Origin of the sequence: Actinopolymorpha cephalotaxi, assembly GCF_013408535.1 — a bacterium.
GTDB classification, from domain to species: Bacteria; Actinomycetota; Actinomycetes; order Propionibacteriales; family Actinopolymorphaceae; genus Actinopolymorpha; species Actinopolymorpha cephalotaxi.
The window spans coordinates 1,679,417-1,696,682 of sequence record NZ_JACBZA010000001.1; the positions used below are offsets into that span (position 1 = coordinate 1,679,417).

Annotated in this window: 13 protein-coding genes; 10 read left to right on the forward strand and 3 right to left on the reverse strand. The window is 72.8% G+C overall.

The window, feature by feature from the left end:
- The first annotated feature begins 98 nt into the window (after positions 1–98).
- Entirely contained in the window at positions 99–569 is a 471-nt protein-coding gene (locus FHR37_RS07575) for a DUF3040 domain-containing protein (RefSeq protein WP_092884914.1), read from the forward strand.
- Positions 570–817: 248 nt separating this feature from the next.
- Here FHR37_RS07575 and FHR37_RS07580 read toward each other — a convergent pair whose 3' ends face one another.
- From FHR37_RS07580 to FHR37_RS07590, 3 genes are read right to left on the reverse strand one after another with little or no spacing between them, the layout of a single operon-like run.
- Positions 818–3,175, reverse strand: a complete 2,358-nt coding sequence (locus tag FHR37_RS07580; protein WP_092884912.1) for a transglutaminase TgpA family protein — start codon at positions 3,173–3,175, stop codon at positions 818–820.
- Positions 3,172–4,644 (reverse strand): DUF58 domain-containing protein, encoded by a 1,473-nt coding sequence (locus FHR37_RS07585; RefSeq protein WP_092885079.1) that lies wholly within the window; start codon positions 4,642–4,644, stop codon positions 3,172–3,174. Before FHR37_RS07585 ends, FHR37_RS07580 begins: the two co-directional genes overlap by 4 nt.
- 5 nt (positions 4,645–4,649) lie before the next feature.
- Positions 4,650–5,675, reverse strand: a complete 1,026-nt coding sequence (locus FHR37_RS07590; protein ID WP_092884910.1) for an AAA family ATPase — start codon at positions 5,673–5,675, stop codon at positions 4,650–4,652.
- A gap of 940 nt (positions 5,676–6,615) precedes the next feature.
- Here FHR37_RS07590 and mraZ point away from each other — a divergent pair.
- From mraZ to murD, 9 genes are all read left to right on the forward strand, one after another.
- On the forward strand, positions 6,616–7,056 hold the full coding sequence (gene mraZ / locus FHR37_RS07595) for a division/cell wall cluster transcriptional repressor MraZ (protein ID WP_092884908.1): 441 nt from the start codon (positions 6,616–6,618) through the stop codon (positions 7,054–7,056).
- 233 nt (positions 7,057–7,289) lie between these two features.
- Complete coding sequence (locus FHR37_RS07600; RefSeq protein WP_092884906.1) at positions 7,290–7,514, forward strand: hypothetical protein; 225 nt, start codon at positions 7,290–7,292, stop codon at positions 7,512–7,514.
- Between the two features lie 15 nt (positions 7,515–7,529).
- Positions 7,530–8,522, forward strand: a complete 993-nt coding sequence (rsmH, locus tag FHR37_RS07605) for a 16S rRNA (cytosine(1402)-N(4))-methyltransferase RsmH (RefSeq protein ID WP_092884904.1) — start codon at positions 7,530–7,532, stop codon at positions 8,520–8,522.
- The gene (locus FHR37_RS07610) at positions 8,519–9,187 is read left to right on the forward strand and encodes a hypothetical protein (RefSeq protein WP_092884902.1); all 669 of its coding nucleotides are present in this window, start codon (positions 8,519–8,521) and stop codon (positions 9,185–9,187) included. The genes rsmH and FHR37_RS07610 overlap by 4 nt, the downstream gene beginning before the upstream one ends.
- Positions 9,184–11,316: a peptidoglycan D,D-transpeptidase FtsI family protein gene (locus FHR37_RS07615; protein ID WP_237768903.1), complete on the forward strand. Its 2,133-nt coding sequence runs from the start codon at positions 9,184–9,186 to the stop codon at positions 11,314–11,316. Before FHR37_RS07610 ends, FHR37_RS07615 begins: the two co-directional genes overlap by 4 nt.
- Positions 11,317–11,518: 202 nt before the next feature.
- Positions 11,519–13,222, forward strand: coding sequence for a UDP-N-acetylmuramoyl-L-alanyl-D-glutamate--2,6-diaminopimelate ligase (locus FHR37_RS07620; RefSeq protein WP_092884900.1), 1,704 nt, complete (start codon positions 11,519–11,521; stop codon positions 13,220–13,222).
- The gene (locus FHR37_RS07625) at positions 13,219–14,658 is read left to right on the forward strand and encodes a UDP-N-acetylmuramoyl-tripeptide--D-alanyl-D-alanine ligase (protein ID WP_092884898.1); all 1,440 of its coding nucleotides are present in this window, start codon (positions 13,219–13,221) and stop codon (positions 14,656–14,658) included. Before FHR37_RS07620 ends, FHR37_RS07625 begins: the two co-directional genes overlap by 4 nt.
- Entirely contained in the window at positions 14,655–15,740 is a 1,086-nt protein-coding gene (gene mraY, locus FHR37_RS07630) for a phospho-N-acetylmuramoyl-pentapeptide-transferase (RefSeq protein WP_092884896.1), read from the forward strand. Before FHR37_RS07625 ends, mraY begins: the two co-directional genes overlap by 4 nt.
- Positions 15,737–17,257 (forward strand): UDP-N-acetylmuramoyl-L-alanine--D-glutamate ligase, encoded by a 1,521-nt coding sequence (murD, locus tag FHR37_RS07635; RefSeq protein WP_092884894.1) that lies wholly within the window; start codon positions 15,737–15,739, stop codon positions 17,255–17,257. Before mraY ends, murD begins: the two co-directional genes overlap by 4 nt.
- Positions 17,258–17,266: the final 9 nt, after the last annotated feature.

Here is a 17,266-nt window from a genome sequence, read left to right on the forward strand (position 1 = left end):
GAAGGTGCAAGGTCGGCTACCGTGCCGTTCCGAGCCTGCCTAGACTTTCATCTAGGCTCATTGAAGATCGAACACGGCAGCGTCCCGTTGGAGGTCAGGTGCCTCTCTCTGACCACGAGCAGCGACTGCTCGAGCAGATGGAGCGGGCCCTTGCCGCCGAGGACCCGAAGTTGGCCTCGGCGTTGCGGGGGGTCGATCTGCGCACGCGTCAACGTCGGCGTGCCGTGATCGGAGCCGCCGTCTTCGTCGTCGGCATGGTGTTGATGCTGGGCGGCGCGATCATGATGACCACCCGCCAGAGCTCGGGCTTCGTCGCGGTGAGCGTGCTCGGCTTCCTGGTCATGCTGGTCTCCGCCTATTACGTCGCGACCAGCCTGCGGCACATGCCCGCGGCCGGTGAGACGACCAAGGTGGTGCCGCTTCGCGGGCGCGGACAGCGACCACGCGGCGGCCAGGCGAAGCCGAGCGGACAGGCGAAGCCGAAGGCCCGCCGCCCCAAGCCCAGCGGCACCTTCATGCAGCGCGTCGAAGAACGCTGGCGGCGCCGCCGCGAAACCGGCGGGTACTGACCGACCGGCCTCCCGCCTCGGCCCGGTCCGCCGTGCCGTCCGCCTGCCTCCCATGCACCCTCGCCGTGCCCACCTCGCCGTGCTGCCTACCTCCACGCACCCCGCCGTACCCACGTCGGCGTTGCCGCGTCGGCCGCAGATGTGGCGCCCACCGCGGCGACCGGAGCTCGGTACCCGCGCCCCGCGGCGAACCGTCTGCAGGTGGTGCGGTGCCCGGAGTTCGGCGGACGGTGCCCGGCGACGGAAGCTCAGCGGCTGGTGCCGGCCATCCGGCCGCGTCGCACCCGGCGGGCAAGGCGCGGCCCGAGCGTGTCCACCCGGTCCAGCAGCCCGGTCACCGGAGACCACAGCGCCGGCAGCCGACGCCACAGGGAGACCGGCGCCAGCCACGCCCTGAGCCGGTGCGCTCTGGTCAGCTGACCGGACAGCGCCCGGGTCACCGTGACCACCGCCGCGCGCACGTCACCGACGTCGCCCGGAGTCGGGGCGTACCGACCGCGTTCGACCGCGTCGACCACGGTCCGAAGCGCCTGGTGCGCTGACGCCGGAAGCCGGTCGGCCAGTCGGACTCCGGCTGCCCGCGGGGTCGTGGCGTTGTCCCACGGGACGCCGAGGTCGGTCGTCACGTCGGCGAGCTCCCGCCAGGCGGCCTCGACCAGTCGTTCCGGGTCGCGTTGCGACAACCGGGACCGCCGGATCCCGACCCGGGTCAGCATCGGCATGGCCACGACCAGGAGCACCGCCAGAACGCCCAGCACGGGCAGCACATCGAACGACGGGCCGGTCGGTGTGGTGGGTACGGCGTTGATGTTGTCGTGCCGGTTGGGCAGCGGCGTCGGCGACGACGACGGGTTGCGGTTCTGTCGCGGGTCCTCGGGGTTGTCGCGCTGGTCGGGAACCGGGGTGTTCGGCGTGGCGGTGTCCGGGACGGTCCAGACCGGAGCGACGCCGGTCTGCGACTGCGGGGTCGGCTCGAACCGCACCCATCCGTATCCCGCGAAGTACAGCTCGGGCCAGGCGTGGGAGTCGTGGGAGGTCACCAGCCAGCGCCCGTCGGCCTGCCGGGTGCCCGGCATGTAGCCGACGCTCACCCGGGCGGGGATGTCGAGCGAGCGCGCCATGATGGCCATGGTGGCGGCGAACTGCTCGCAGTAGCCGCGCCGGTCGGCGAGGAACTCGAGCATGGCCGACCCGCCGTGGCCGGGCTGGACCTCGAGGTCGTAGATGAAGTCGTTGCGGAACCACGTCTGCAGCGCCACCGCCTTGTCGTAGGCGGTCCGCGCCTTGGCGGTCTCGGTCCGGGCCAGCCGCAGCACTTCCTTGGGGATGTTCGGCGGGAGCTTGGTGTAGCGGTCGAACACCGCGGCCGGCGGGGGCCCGGCGTTTCGCAGCTCGGCCGGGGTGTAACCGACATCCAGGGTGCGTACGTCGTAGGAGAGCCCGGCCGACTCCTGACCGCGGAGCACGATGTCCAGCGTCGCCGGGTCGTACCCCCAGTCGGCCGTCGTCTTCACCGCGGTCGGGGGGTACGGCGTCGGCAGCCACCTCGACTGCAGCGAGTCGGCCACCTGGAACTTCGTCGTCACCGCGGTCTTCGCGACGTTGCTCCGCAGCCCCGGCGGGTCGGGGAGCCGCCCGTAGTCGGAACGGTCGGGGGTGACGTTGCTGACGTTGCGGGGCGAGGGCCGCCACCGGTCGCCGTCGAACTCGTCCAGCGTGACGAGCTTGATGTAGTCGGGGGAGTTCGTGCCGGTGGTGTACGTCATCACCGGGAAGTCCTGTGGACGCTTCAGGTCGCGTTTGAGGTCGACGATCGGGTTGTTCACCTTGATCGTGCGGCTGGCCGGTCCGAGCCCGCCGCCCTCCCCGCGCCCCAGCACGCTCTCCGGAAGCGTCGGCACGACCGCGGGTACGACCACCGCGAGCCCGATCACCGCGGCGCTCACCCGCCGGCCGGTCTGCCCGAGCAGCGACGTCTGCACCGTCTCCTGCGGCCCGGCGACGTCGTCGGCGAGGCCGATCACGCGTCCCCATCGGCCGAGGCGTTCGCGGCCCTCGCCGAGCAGCAGGACGACGTACCCGATCGCGGCGGGAATGAACGCGAGCGCGGAGATGCCGCCGGAGACCGTGGTGGCCGGGATGCTGTAGACGAGGAGCAGCGGCAGGCCCGCCCACGGGGTCAGCCGGTAGGTCGCCGCCAGCAGGTCCACGGCGATCGCCACCAGGCCGATGCCGATCGCCGTCACCATCACCAGGTCGGCGTCATAGGGGACCGGCGCGGCGTAGCGCACCACGATCAGCAGCCCGTCGTTGATGCGGTGGGCCAGCGCCAGCACCGACTCGCCGGTGGGCAGGAAGCCGAACCGCAGGTCGTGGGGTGCGTAGACCAGCACGAACGCCCAGCCGAGCGCGGCCAGCTGCCCGACGGGCACGAGCAGCCGGGGAGTACCGACCTGGCGCAGGACGAACCCGATCGTGGTGACGAACAGCGCCGCCAGCACGGTCGACCACAACCACTCGGTGGTGGCGTACGCGGGGAACAGTGCGAGCGAGGCGAGGACGGTGGCGAGGAAAGCCGAGAGGCTCCGGCGAAGCGCGCTGCTCATGACGCCTGTCCTCCCCAGGGTTCCTCGCGGGCGGCCGGGGGAGCCGGGGAGTCGTTCGCCACCCCGGCCAGGAACCCGGGCACGGCGGGCGGTGCCGGCGAGGACGATGAGTACGCGGAGGACGCAGCCGCGGGGGACGCGGCCGCGGGGGACGCAGCCGCGGGGGACGCGGCCGCGGGGGACGCGGACGACCCGGGCGCTGCGGCCTCCTCGCCGAGCATCAGCTGGGACCAGGCAGCCGGAACGCTCGTGCCGTGCCTGACCACGCAGACCCGCCACCCGCCGTGGCGCAGCATCCGCACACTCTCCGCGAGTTGCTCGGCCACCGCCTGGGGCGAGCGCTCGTTGCCGGCCGCCCACGACGGGGTGTCGACGACGATCGCGAACGCCGTGTTGGAGCGTTGCCGAGCCTGCACCAGCGCCTGGGCCTCGGCGGGGGTGACGACCCCGAGCACCGCCACCAGCAGGCCGTGCGAACCGTCACTGCTCGCCGTCAGGGACGTCTGGGACAGGTGCCCGATCGACGACGGGCCGACCACGGCGAGCGCGTCCAGGATCTGTCCCTCGGACTCCACCGACGGGCCCGACTCCCGCGCGGTCGCCAGCACCGACGCGCCGGCGTCGGTCAGCAGGCGTACGGAGAAACCGCGGCGCAGCAGGTGCACGCCGACGGAGCCGGCCGCGCTCACCGCCCACTCGAACGACGACGTCGCGCCGCTGCCGCGATGGCTGATCCGGCGGGTGTCCAGGAACACGGTGGCGCGGCTCTGCCAGGGCTGTTCCTCGCGCCGGACCATGAGTTCCCCGCGGCGGGCGCTGGACCGCCAGTGCACCCGGCGCAGGTCGTCACCGTCGCGGTACTCGCGGACGGTGACGTCCTCCTCGCCGTCGGCGGACACCGCGCGCTGGTTGTTCTCGCCGCTGCTGGACCACTCACCGGCCGCCTTGGCCGACGGGAGGTCGTGCACCCGCGGCGTCACCAGGAACACCTCCTGGGCGCGGAAGGACCGGGACATCTCCACCAGCCCGAACGGGTCGGTGACCCGCAGGGTCAGGGGGCCGACCGTGAACCGGCCGCGGGCCTCCGACCGCACGGGGTAGGTGACGTCGCGGCGCCACCGGGCCGACATGCGGTCCAGGACGAACCGCGGCTTGGAACCGAGGAGGTACGGCACCTGGTCCTCGAGGAGCAGCAGGCCGGTGGGCATCCGGCCGACGTTCTCCAGCCGCAGGCGTACGGTCGCCTGCTCGCCGACCTGCACCCGCACCGGTTCGATCGTCCGCGAGGCGGCGATGCGGTAGCGGGTGCGGGTGACCACGAGGACGGTCACCAGCGGAAGGGCGAGGAGGAACACCGCCACCCGGAGGAGGTCCTTCTGCCCGAGGGCGACGGCGCAGACCGCGGCGGCGACACCCGCGGCGAGAAAGGCCCGGCCGCGGGTGGTGAGGGAAGAGAACCGTCCCCCCATCCGGGTCACCGAGAGCGGCGGTGCGGGTCGGGGACCGGAACGGTCCGCACCAGGTCGGTGACGACCTGCTCTGCCGAACGCCGGGCGATCTGGGCCTCCGCGGCCGGCAGCAGGCGGTGCGCGAGGACCGGCACGGCGAGCGCCTGCAGGTCGTCGGGCAGGACGTACTCCCGGTCGTCGAGCGCGGCCGCCGCCCGGGCGGCCCGGACGAGGTGCAGGGTCGCCCGCGGCGAGGCGCCGAGTCGCAGGTCGGGGGAGTTGCGGGTGGCGGTCACCAGCGCGATGGCGTACTCCTTGACCGCGGGGGAGACGTAGACGCCCTGCACGATGTCGACCAGCTTGGCGACCTCGCGGGCGTCGGTGACCGGCTCCAGGTCGTCCAGAGGAGAAGCCGACCCGTGGGCGTCGAGCATCTCCAGCTCGGCCTGGGGGCTCGGGTAACCCATCGAGACGCGGGCCATGAACCGGTCGCGCTGCGCCTCGGGCAGGGGATAGGTGCCCTCCATCTCGATGGGGTTCTGCGTCGCGATGACCATGAACGGCGCGTCGAGGTGGTAGGTCGTCCCGTCGACGGTGACCTGGCGCTCCTCCATGCACTCCAGCAGCGCCGACTGCGTCTTGGGCGACGCGCGGTTGATCTCGTCACCGACCACGATGTTGGCGAAGATGCCACCCGGCCGGAACTCGAAGTCGTGCGTCTCCTGGTTGTAGACCGACACTCCCGTGACGTCGCTCGGGAGCAGGTCGGGAGTGAACTGCACCCGGCGTACGGAACAGTCGATCGAACGCGCCAGCGCCTTGGCGAGCATCGTCTTGCCCACGCCGGGCACGTCCTCGATAAGCAGATGACCTTCGGCGAGCAGGACCGTCAGCGCGGTCCTCACCACGTCGGGCTTGCCCTCGATCACGCGCTGGACCGCGTCGCGGACACGGCCCGCGGTCTGTGCGAGATAGGGGAAGTCCGCCGCCGGAGCCCAGCGCGGCTCCTCCGGTCGCCTCGTCGGCTCGAACGTCGGGCCGGTCGACACCATGGCCTCCCTCACCAATGGGCCGCTGGCGAAGCGGCGCGTGGGTCCGAGTGTCTCAGGTTCTGGTCCTGCTGGGGATGGGGGTTCACATCTGCTGTCCGCGCTTTGTCGCGCTGCCGACGACGATGCTCCTGTCGGGCATCCCGTCGGATCTGACCGAGCCGGACGACTTCTGGCATCGACCGTACGTCGGCCGGGCCGCGGAATCCTCGCTCGACGAGAAATTCCCCGGCTCTCTCTTTCTGTCCCCGATTTTCGTGCCCCTCTTCAGGTGTCCGTCGCTGTGCCCGTTCGCGTGTCCGTCTCTGTCCCACCGCTGTGTCGTCGTCTCCGTGTCGTCGCCGCTGTGTCGTCGTCCGACCCGGACGCCGGTCGGCTGTCCGACCGTGCCGTCGCCTCGTCCTCCGTGGCGAACAAGGTGCCTTCGGCATCGGTCCTCCACCTCGCTCCACCGGCCGCACCACTTCGCTCCACCGGGGCGGTGCGTCATCCGCCACCGCGCCCCACCACGCAGCCCCACCACTCCGCCCCACTCGGCGCACCGCACCGCTCCTCCACCTCGCCCCACCACGTCGCGGGGCGTGCGTACGACACCTCCGCACGCCTCTCACGTGTCTTTACGTCGCACGCGCGGAACGCTCCACCGGTTCGACGAAAGCCGGCCGCGCGGTGGCCAGGACCGGGGTTCGCCGGAGCGACACGCCGGGCGACACGCCGACAGACGCGTACGGACGCCGCGTCCGCTCCACCCGCTCCGCAGCGGGCGCTCCACCGCTCCCTTTTCCTCCACCGTTCGCCAAACCCGCTCTGACCTGCGGAGATGCAACGGGCCACCGGTACGAAGAAGCGCCGCGCCGAGGCGAGACCAGGTTGACGGTGGAGGGGGGTGGGGTAAAGTGGCGCGCAGTGGTGGACAGCGGTACTCAGCGAGCCTCAGGGGGAGGTGGCGGCCACGTTCCTCGGCACCCACACCCCCCGTCTGGACGAGAAGGGTCGGCTGTTCCTCCCAGCCAAGTTTCGGGACGAGCTTGCGGAGGGGCTTGTGGTCACACGTGGACAGGAGCGCTGTCTCTCCGTCTGGCCGCTCGCCGAGTTCGGTCGGCTGACCGAGCAGATGCGGCAGGCGCCGGTGACCAACAAGGCGGCCCGCGACTACCTCCGGATGCTGTTCGCCGGAGCCTCCGACGAGAAGCCCGACAAGCAGGGGCGGATCACGCTTCCGCCGATGCTGCGGGAGTACGCCGGCCTGCGGCGCGACTGCGTCGTGATCGGCGCTATGAACCGCGTCGAGATCTGGGACGCCGAGGCCTGGGCGGGTTACTCCAGCGACCAGGAGCAGGCGTTCTCCGAACTCAGCGAGGAGGTACTCCCAGGAATCCTGTGACGTTCCGCCCCGTCGGCACACCCGTCGGCACACGTCGATACACCCCGTCACATGCCCCGTCCACCGGCGCTTCCGGTGGGCAGTCCATCCGATCGAGCAAGCAGTGGTCGTGCGGTGAGGTCTCCAGCCCGCTCCCTGCGCCTTCTGACGCACCTTCCCCGGCGCCAGACGGCGGTTTCCCCAGCGAGCGGGCGGGGACCTGGCCGCATGGCGACGACACGCAGCAGCACGCAGTGGGGGTCGAGGTGAAGGAACCGGCACGCCGGCACGGCGCGGACCGCTCCGGTCACGTGTCCGGTGCGACCGACCCCGCCTCGGCCCCGTCGTGGCCGCTCGACCCCGGTCAGGAGGCGTTACGCCCGTTGCTGCGCGCACGGTTCGTTGCGGCCGGCCTCACCCTTCTCGTCTGCACCGCCGTGTCGTTCGCCCTCTCGACCCTGCTGAGCCTGCCGGGCTGAGAGGACAGAATCCCCATGAACCCACGTGCCGGCGAGCCGACCCACGTCCCCGTCCTCGCGGCACGGGTGGTGGCCCTGCTCGCGCCCGCACTGACCGAGCCCGGTTCGGTGGTGGTCGACACCACGCTCGGCCTGGGTGGTCACGCTGAGGCGCTCCTGGAGGAGTGCCCCCAGGCCGCCCTGGTCGGTTTCGACCGCGACCCGCAGGCGCTGGCCGCCGCCGAAGAACGCCTGGAGCGGTTCGGCGACCGGGTGACCTACGTCCACGCGGTGTACGACCGGCTCCCCGACGCCCTCGACGACCTCGGTCACCGCCGGGTGCACGGCGTTCTGTTCGACCTCGGTGTGTCCTCCCTCCAGTTGGACGAGGTGGAGCGCGGGTTCGCCTACAGCCGGGACGCCCCACTGGACATGCGGATGGACCCGACCACGGGCCCGACCGCGGCCGACGTCCTCAACACCTACCCCGCCGCCGACCTGGCCCGGATCCTTCGCGCGTACGGCGAGGAGCGCTTCGCCCGGCGGATCGCCGACGCGATCGTCCGGCAGCGCGAGAACACCCCGCTGACCACCAGCAGGCAGCTGGTCGACCTGCTGCGCTCGGCCATCCCCGGCGCCGACCGGCAGGTCGGCGGCCACCCGGCCAAGCGCACCTTCCAGGCGCTGCGGATCGAGGTCAACGGCGAGATCGCCGCCCTGGAACGCGCACTGCCGGCCGCCGTGGACCGGCTCGCGGTCGGCGGCCGGGTCGTCGTACTCGCCTACCACTCGCTGGAGGACCGCCTGGTGAAGCAGACGCTGGGCGCCCTCGCGCGCCCGGACGTCCCGCCCGGCGTCCCGGCGGTGCCGCCGGGCCACGAAGCCGTACTCCGCCTGCTGACCCGCGGGGCCGAGAAGGCCACGCCGGAAGAGGTGGAGTCGAACCCGCGTGCCACCTCGGTGCGGATGCGGGCAGCGGAACGGATTCTTGACAGTCGCCGTACGGCGAGCAGAGGGGGAGCGGCATGAGTGCCCTGGAGAGTCTCAACCGACCAGTCCGGGAGGCCGCTCCGCGGCCACGGCTGCGGGTGGTGCCGAAACCGGAGCCCCAGCAGTCCAGGGCGCCGTTCGTCATCCTCGTCGTGGCGATCCTCGGCGCGGGCCTGCTCGGGCTGCTGCTGCTCAACACCACGGTCCAGCAGGGTTCGTTCACGATCCACGACCTGTCCCGCCGGACGACCCTGCTGGAGGACCGCCAGGCGGCACTCGAGCAGCAGGTCGCGGTGATGCGGGCGCCCGAGCACCTGGCCGGACAGGCCGAGCGCCTGGGCATGGTGCCCAACACCAACCCGGTGTTCCTGCGCCTGCGCGACGGCGCCGTGCTCGGTGACGCGGTGCCCGCGAAGGCACGCCAGACGCCGGCGCCGGCCCCGTCGGCGCGGGTCGGCGACAGCGTCCCGCCCCAGGTGTCGGCCGGCCGGCCGGGTACCCAGACCGGCACCCCGCCCGGCGCCCAGCCGGGCCAGGGGACCACTCAGACCGACCCCGGCACGGCGGGAACGACCGCGGGCCAGGACAACCCTCAGGCCGGCACCGACGAGCCGCGGGCCGGGCAACCGCAGACGCGGCGGCCCTCGGGCTCGGCGCCCCTCGTGACCCTGGAACCGCCGACGTCGGGCGGGGGTGACCAGTGAGCGGCGAGCGTCCGCGCAAGCCGTCCGACCGCGCCGACGGCACCGGCCGCACCGGCCGCACCGGCGCCGGGTCCGGCCGTGGCGCCGGTGGCACAGGTGCCCGGCAACCCGGCCGGCCGGCGCGTTCGGCCACCGGCCGCAAGTCCGCGCAGGGAAGCGATCGCACCACCGGCCGCTCCGGCACCGGTCGCTCCGCCGGCTCCTCGCGTACCGGCGGCACCTCACGCTCCGCGGGCACCTCCCGCTCCGCGGGCACTTCGCGCTCGGGAGGCGGCCCGCGCCGGACGTCGCCGGCGGCGAGCGGTGTGCCCGTACGCCGCCGTCGGCCCGCCACCCAGGCCCGGGTGGTCCGGCCCTCGCCCGGCCGCCCACCCCGGACCATGCGGCTCGGCCGCACCGAACGCCGCCTGCGGGTCGGCTTCCTGCTGGTCGCGTTCGTGATGTCGGTGTTCGCCGGGCGGCTCGTCCAGCTGCAGGGCTTCGACGGCGCGGCGTACGCCAACGCGGCCGTGAAGGAACGCATCAGCAAGGTCACCCTGCACGCGACCCGCGGTGAGATCACCGACGCGACGGGCGTACCCCTCGCGACCACGGTGGACACGCTCGCGGTCACCGCGGACCCGTCGATCACCCGGCCCGACGCCGGTCAGATCGCCGAGACGCTCGCCCCGATCCTGAAGGTCGACCAGACCGACCTGACGACCAAGCTGCGGACGCCGAAGACGAGGTTCGTCTACCTCGCCCGCAAGGTTCCGACGCAGACCTGGAAGAAGGCGCGGGACGCCCTCCGGGCGGAGGGCCTCGGCGGCGTGCTGACCGAGCCCGACCCGATGCGCACCTACCCGTCCGGCCAGGTGGCGGCGAACATCATCGGGTTCGCCGGCTCCGACGGCGGCGGCCTGTCCGGGATCGAGTACGCCCTGGACGGCAAGCTGCGCGGCAAGGACGGCCACATGGTCTACGAGCGGGGCCTGAACGGCCAGCAGATCCCGCTCGCGCACAGCTCGGAGGAGGACCCGGTACCCGGTGCCAACGTCCGGTTGACGATCAACCGCGACGTCCAGTGGACCGCGCAGCAGGCGATCGCCGCCCAGGTCAAGGCCACCGAGTCCCGCAGCGGTGACGTCGTGGTGATGGACACCCGTACCGGCGAACTCGTCGCGGTCGCCACCGCGCCCACCTTCGACCCCAACCACCCGACGAGGTCGCCTGCCGAGGACCGCGTCAACCGGCCCTTCCAGGAGGTGTACGAGCCCGGCAGCGTGGCCAAGGTGCTCACCGCCTCCGCGCTGGTCGACAGCGGCTACGTCACCCCCTCGACGAAGATCAGGGCACCCGGCTCGCTGATCCGCGACGGCCGCCGGATCGGCGACTGGTGGGGACACGGCACGATCAACCTCACCTTCGCCGGCGCCCTGGCGAGGTCGAGCAACATCGGTGTCGTGCTGGCCGCCGAAGGCATGCCGAAGAAGCTGCAGGCCTCCTACCTCCGCAAGTTCGGCATGGGGCAGCCCACCGCTGTCGGGTTCCCCGGGGAGGCCGGGGGCACCATCGGCAAGGGCTCGGACTGGAGCGCCCTGCGCCGGGCGACCATCTCGTTCGGCCAGGGCATGTCGGTGACCGCGGTCCAGCTGACGGCCGCGGTTGCGGCGGTCGCCAACGGCGGCGTACGGGTCGACCCCAGCCTGGTCAAGGGGTTCGTCGACGACGACGGCACGCTCACGCCGAGGCCCGCGCCCAAGCGGACCAGGGTGGTGAGCCAGCAGGCGGCGGCCAGCGTGGCCCGGATGATGGAGCAGGTCGTCCAGGGCCCCGACGCGCTGGCCACCAAGGCGGCGATCCCGGGCTACCGGATCGCCGGAAAGACCGGAACCGCCCAGCGCGCGGACTCCAGCTGTGGCTGCTACCGGGGCTACACCTCGTCGTTCGCGGGTTTCGCTCCGGCCGACGACCCCCGTTTCGTGGTGTACGTCGACCTGCAGGACCCCAAGAAGGGCGGCAACAGCGGAAGCGCGCTCGCCGCGCCGGTCTTCCACGACATCATGGCGTTCACCCTGCAGAAGTACGGCGTCCCGCCCACCGGCACCAAGTCGCCCATACTGCCCCTGTACTGGGGTGATGAGCGGTGATCACTGGTGATGACCCGCGGTGGGCCGGTGACGTGGCGGCGTCGCGCCCGGAGGCGATCACCGCTGTGACGCTGTAACCTCACGGCCCAGACGGTGGCGCGCGTGGGGGAACGCGCGACCGGCCGCGTCCCGGCCGCACCGCGCCGAACCCCGCCCCGGACGGGGGTGGGCGAAGATTCTCGACATCGAGGGAGGAAACCCCGTGGCCGTCCCCGCCACCGGCGCGGTGACCCCGCGTCCGACACGTCCGCTCCGCCGGACGCTGCCGGAGGTCGTCTCCTTCCTGTCCGCCCTGCCGGGGGCCGAGCTCGCGCCGGCCGAGGTGTCGTACGCCGAGCGCTCCGACGCCGGATGGGCCGACGTGGTGATCACCGGCATCAGCCAGGACTCGCGGTCGGTCGTACCCGCCGACCTGTACGTCGCCCGCCCGGGTGACCGCTCCCACGGCGCCACCTACGCACAGACCGCCGCGGACGGCGGCGCCGTCGCCGCCCTGACCGACCCCGCCGGCCGGGACCGGTGCGAGGCGGCCGGGCTGGCGACGCTCGTGGTGCCCGACCCGCGGGCCGTGGTGGGTGAGCTGTCCGCCTGGATGTACGGCAACCCCGCCCGCGACCTGCTGATGCTCGGGATCACCGGCACCAACGGCAAGACCACCACGGCGTTCCTGCTGGAGGCCGCCCTCCGGTACGCCGGGCGGCAGACCGGCCTGCTCGGCACCACCGGCACCCGCATCGGGACCGAGATCCTGCCCAGCGCCCGGACCACCCCGGAGGCCCCGGATCTGCAGGCGCTGCTCGCGGTGATGCTCGAGCGTGGCGTACAGGCGGTGTCGATGGAGGTCTCCAGCCACGCGCTCGTCCACGGCCGGGTGGACGGGACGATCTACGACGTGGCCGGGTTCACCAACCTCAGCCAGGACCACCTGGAGTTCCACGGCGACCTGGAGTCCTACTTCAGGGCCAAGGCGAGCCTGTTCACCTCCGAGCACGCCCGCGTCGGCGTCGTCAACCTCGACGACGAGCACGGGCGGCGGCTGGTCCACGAGACGCCGATCGAGGTGGTGACGTACTCCGCGGCAGGCGACCCGGCGGCCGACTGGCGGGCCGAGGACGTCCGGGCGGCCACCGACGGCGGCAGCGACTTCCGGGTGCGCGGCCCCGGGGGGATCGACGTGGCCGTCTCGTTGTCCCTGCCCGGGGACTTCAACGTCGCCAACGCCCTGCTGGCGACCGCCGTGCTCGCCACCGCGGGGTTGTACCCCGAGGAGTTCCTGCCGGCGTTCGCCGAGGTCGCGCTGCCCGGGCGGATGGAACGCGTGACCGCGGGCCAGGACTTCGTGGTGCTGGTCGACTACGCCCACACCCCGGACGCGATCGCCCGGGCCCTGGACACGATGCGGGCGCGAACACCCGGCCGGCTGGTCACGGTGCTGGGCTGCGGCGGCGACCGCGACCGGGGGAAACGACCGTTGATGGGTGCCACCGCGGCCCGGCACGCCGACCTCACGGTGATCACCGACGACAATCCGCGCTCGGAGGACCCGGCGGCGATCCGTTCGGCCGCGCTCCACGGCGCCCGGGAAGTGCCCGCCGCCGACCGCGGTGAGGTACGGGAGGTCGCCGACCGGCGGGAGGCGATCCGGTACGCACTTGGGGCCGCTCGGCCCGGCGACACGGTGCTCGTGCTGGGCAAGGGTCACGAGCAGGGCCAGGACGTCGCCGGGGTGGTGCACCCCTTCGACGACCGGGTCGTCGTCGCGGAGGAACTCGCGCGGATGTCCGGCCGCCACGGGGCCGGACTGGCCGCCGGGCCCGAAGCAGGACACGAAGCAGCACACGAAGCACGACACGAAGCAGAGCACGGAGCCGGTCGGGAAGCCGGTCGGGAAGGGGCCCAGCGATGATCACGATGACCCTGGCGGAGATCGCGGCCGCGGTCGGCGGGGAGCTGCACGACGCCGACCCCGACTCGACCGTCACCGGGGGAGTGGCCGCCGACACCCGGAAGCTGTCGCCGCGCGGGCTGTTCGTCGCCGACGGACGCGGGCACGACTTCGCCGCCGAGGCCGTCCACAAGGGAGCCGCGGCGGTGCTGAGCAGCCGGCCGCTGCCCGGCCTGCCGTGCGTGGTCGCCCCGCCGGCGCAGGGCCACCGGGACGCCTCCGTCGCGGCCGTCGGCCGGCTGGCCCGGCATCTGCTGGACCGGCTGCCCCACCTCACGGTGGTGGCCGTCACCGGGTCGGCGGGCAAGACCACGACCAAGGACCTGCTCGCGCAGCTGCTCGCCGGAGCCGGTGAGACGGTGGCGCCGGAGGGGTCGCTGAACGACGAGCTGGGCATGCCGCTGACCGTCCTGCGGGCCGACGAGCAGACCCGCTACCTCGTACTCGAGATGGGCGCGAAGGGCGTCGGGCACATTCGCTACCTCACCGAGCTCGCGCCGCCCGACATCTCCGTCGTCCTCAACGTCGGCCTCGCCCACGTCGGCGAGTTCGGTGGCAAGGAGATGACGGCCAGGGCCAAGGGTGAGCTGGTGGAGGCCCTCGGCGAGGACGGCATCGCGGTCCTCAACGCCGACGACCCGCTGGTGGCCGCGATGGCCGGGCGAAACCGCGGCCGGACCGTGTTCGTGGGCGAGGGCCCCGACGCCACCGTCCGCGCCGAGGGCGTACGTCTCGACGACGCCGGCCGCGCGGCGTTCGAACTCGTGACCGCGGCCGGGAGCGCCAAGGTGGCGCTCGGCCTGGTCGGCCGGCACCACGTCGCCAACGCGCTCGCGGTCGCCGCGGTCGGCCTCGCGGTCGGCCTGGACGTCGCCGCGGTCGCCGAGAGCCTGTCGGCGGCGGTGGCGCTGTCGCGCTGGCGGATGGAGGTGAGCGTCCGTCCCGACGGCGTGACGATCGTCAACGACGCCTACAACGCGAACCCGGACTCCATGCGGGCGGCCCTGGAGACCTTGCCGGTGCTGGCGAGGGGCGGCCGATCCTGGGCGGTGCTGGGTGAGATGCTCGAACTCGGGGAGGCCGCGGACGAGGGCCACGAGGGTGTCGGCAGACTTGCGGTGCGGCTGGGCGTGTCCCGGCTGGTGGTGGTGGGCGCGGGAGCCCGTGCGATCGAGCGCGGGGCCCGGGCGGAAGGTTATTCGGGAGAGGAGTCGGTCTTCGTGCCGGACACCGATCAGGCGCTCGCGCTGCTGCGGCGGGAGCTCCGTGCCGGTGACGTCGTACTCGTCAAGTCCTCGCGAGACGCCGGGTTGCGTCATCTGGGCGACACCCTGAGTGAGGGTGCTGCCGGTCGTGCGGGCGGTCCGGGAACGAGCACCGTGGAGGGCGGCGCGTGAAGGCCATCCTCCTCGCCGGCGGGGTCTCCCTGCTGATCTCCCTGCTGGGCACTCCCGTCGCGATCCGGATGCTCGCCGCCCGGGGGTACGGCCAGATCATCCGCGACGACGGACCGACGTCGCACCACACCAAGCGGGGTACGCCCACGATGGGCGGCGTCGTGATCATCGTCGCGGCGGTGCTGGGCTACATCGCCGCACACCTCTTCGTCTGGCGGCTGCCATCGGCGTCCGGCGCGCTGGTGCTGATGCTGATGGTCGGGCTCGGCCTGGTCGGGTTCCTGGACGACTACCTCAAGGTGTCCCGGCAGCGCAGCCTGGGACTGCGGGCCAAGACCAAGCTCGCCGGGCAGACCTCGGTCGCGGTGATCTTCGCCATCCTGGCGCTGCAGTTCCCGGACGAGCGGAACGTCACGCCGGGTTCCACGTTCGTCTCGTTCATCCGCGACATCCGGGTCCCCTGGCTGGAGCTCGGCTCGATCGTCTTCGTGCTGTGGGTGCTCTTCCTGATCGCGGCGACGTCCAACGGCGTCAACCTCACCGACGGCCTGGACGGCCTGGCCACGGGCGCCTCGGTGATGGTGTTCGCGGCGTACACGCTGATCTGTGTCTGGCAGTTCAACCAGGCGTGCTTCAACCAGCCGGCCGCGAAGTGCTACGAGGTCCGGGATCCGTACGACCTGGCGGTGGTGGCGTTCGCCGTCACCGCGGCCTGTTTCGGATTCCTGTGGTGGAACGCCTCACCGGCCAAGATCATCATGGGTGACACCGGTTCGCTGGCGCTGGGCGGCGGGGTGGCCGCGATGGCGGTCTTCACCCGCACCGAGCTGCTGCTGATCGCCATCGGCGGCCTCTTCCTCATCGAGGTGGCCTCGGTGATGTTGCAGACCGGCTTCTTCAAGTTCACCCGATGGCGCACCGGCACCCCGCGCCGGATCTTCCGGATGGCCCCGATCCACCACCACTTCGAGCTGAAGGGCTGGAACGAGGTCACCATCGTGATCCGGTTCTGGATCATCTGCGGGATCTGCGTGGCGGGCGCGATCGGGATCTTCTACGCCGAGTGGGTGTCCGGGGCATGAGCGAGCCGAACGCGCGCAACGCCCGGCACGCGGGTCCGGACTGGCTGGACGCCGCCGACCGGAACTCACCCTGGCCGCGGCTGTCCGCGCTTGTCACCGGGATCGGCGTCTCCGGCTACTCCGCCGCCGCCGGTCTGCTGGGGGTGGGCGCGCGGGTGGCCGTGGTGGACGAGCGGGACGGGGACGCCGAACGCGAGCGCGCCACGATCCTGGAGACGCTCGGCGCCGACGTCCGGCTCGGCCCCGGCTCGACCGCCGCCATCCCTGACTCCATTCCCGGCTCCATCCCCGGCGGCCCTGACGTCGTGGTGACCTCGCCCGGCTGGCGGCCCGACGCCCCGATCCTGGCTCAGGCGGCCGCCGCCGGCGTCCCGATCCTCGGCGAGGTCGACCTCGCGCTGCGGCTGCGCGACCCCGAGCACGCCGCGCCCTGGCTCACTCTCACCGGCACCAACGGCAAGACGACCACGGTCGGCATGCTGGCCTCGATCCTGTCCGCGGCCGGGCTGCGGACCGCCGCGGTCGGCAACATCGGCGCCCCGGTCGTGGACGCCGTGCTCGACCCCGAGCCGTACGACGTCCTCGCCGTCGAGCTGTCCAGCTTCCAGCTGCACTGGTCGCGCCGGCTGTGGCCGCGGGCCGCGGCCGTGCTGAACGTCGCGCCCGACCACCTCGACTGGCACGGGACGCTGGACCGGTACGCCGCCGACAAGGGCAAGATCTTCGAGGGCTGTGAGGTCGCCTGCGTCTACAACGTCGCCGACGCCGCCACCGAGGAGCTCGTCCGCGCGGCCGACGTCGTGGAAGGCTGCCGCGCGGTCGGCTTCACCGCCGGCATCCCGGCCGCCGGGATGCTCGGCGTGGTCGACGGGGTGCTCGCCGACCGGGCCTTCGTCGAGCAGCGCCGCACCTCCGCCGCCGAGCTGTGCAACGTCCGCGACCTGCCGTCGTCGGCTCCGCACAACGTCGCCAACGCGCTGGCCGCGGCGGCACTGGCCCGCGCGCACGGGGTCCCCACGGGCGCCGTCCGGGCCGGCCTGACCGACTTCACGCTGGAGCCGCACCGCATCCAGCGAGTCGCGGAGGTGGACGGGATCCCGTACGTCGACGACTCCAAGGCCACCAACGCCCACGCCGCGGTGGCCTCGCTGCTGTCGTACGACTCGGTGGTCTGGGTCGCGGGCGGCCTCGCCAAGGGCCAGGATTTCGGCGACCTGGTACACGCCGTGAAGGACCGGCTGCGGGCCGTCGTCCTGCTTGGCCGCGACCGGAGGCTGATCTTCGACGCACTCGCGCGACACGCGCCCGAGGTCCCCGTCGTGGAGGTCGCCGACGGCGAGACTGAGGTAATGGATCGCGTCGTGGCGCACGCGCGGCGCCTGGCCCGACCAGGCGACACCGTGCTCCTCGCGCCCGGCTGCGCGTCCTTCGACCTCTTCGCGAGCTACGGCGCGCGCGGTGACGCGTTCAGCGCGGCGGCGCGGCGGCTCGCCGGAGGTGCACCGCACAGCAGTTGAACGGGAGGC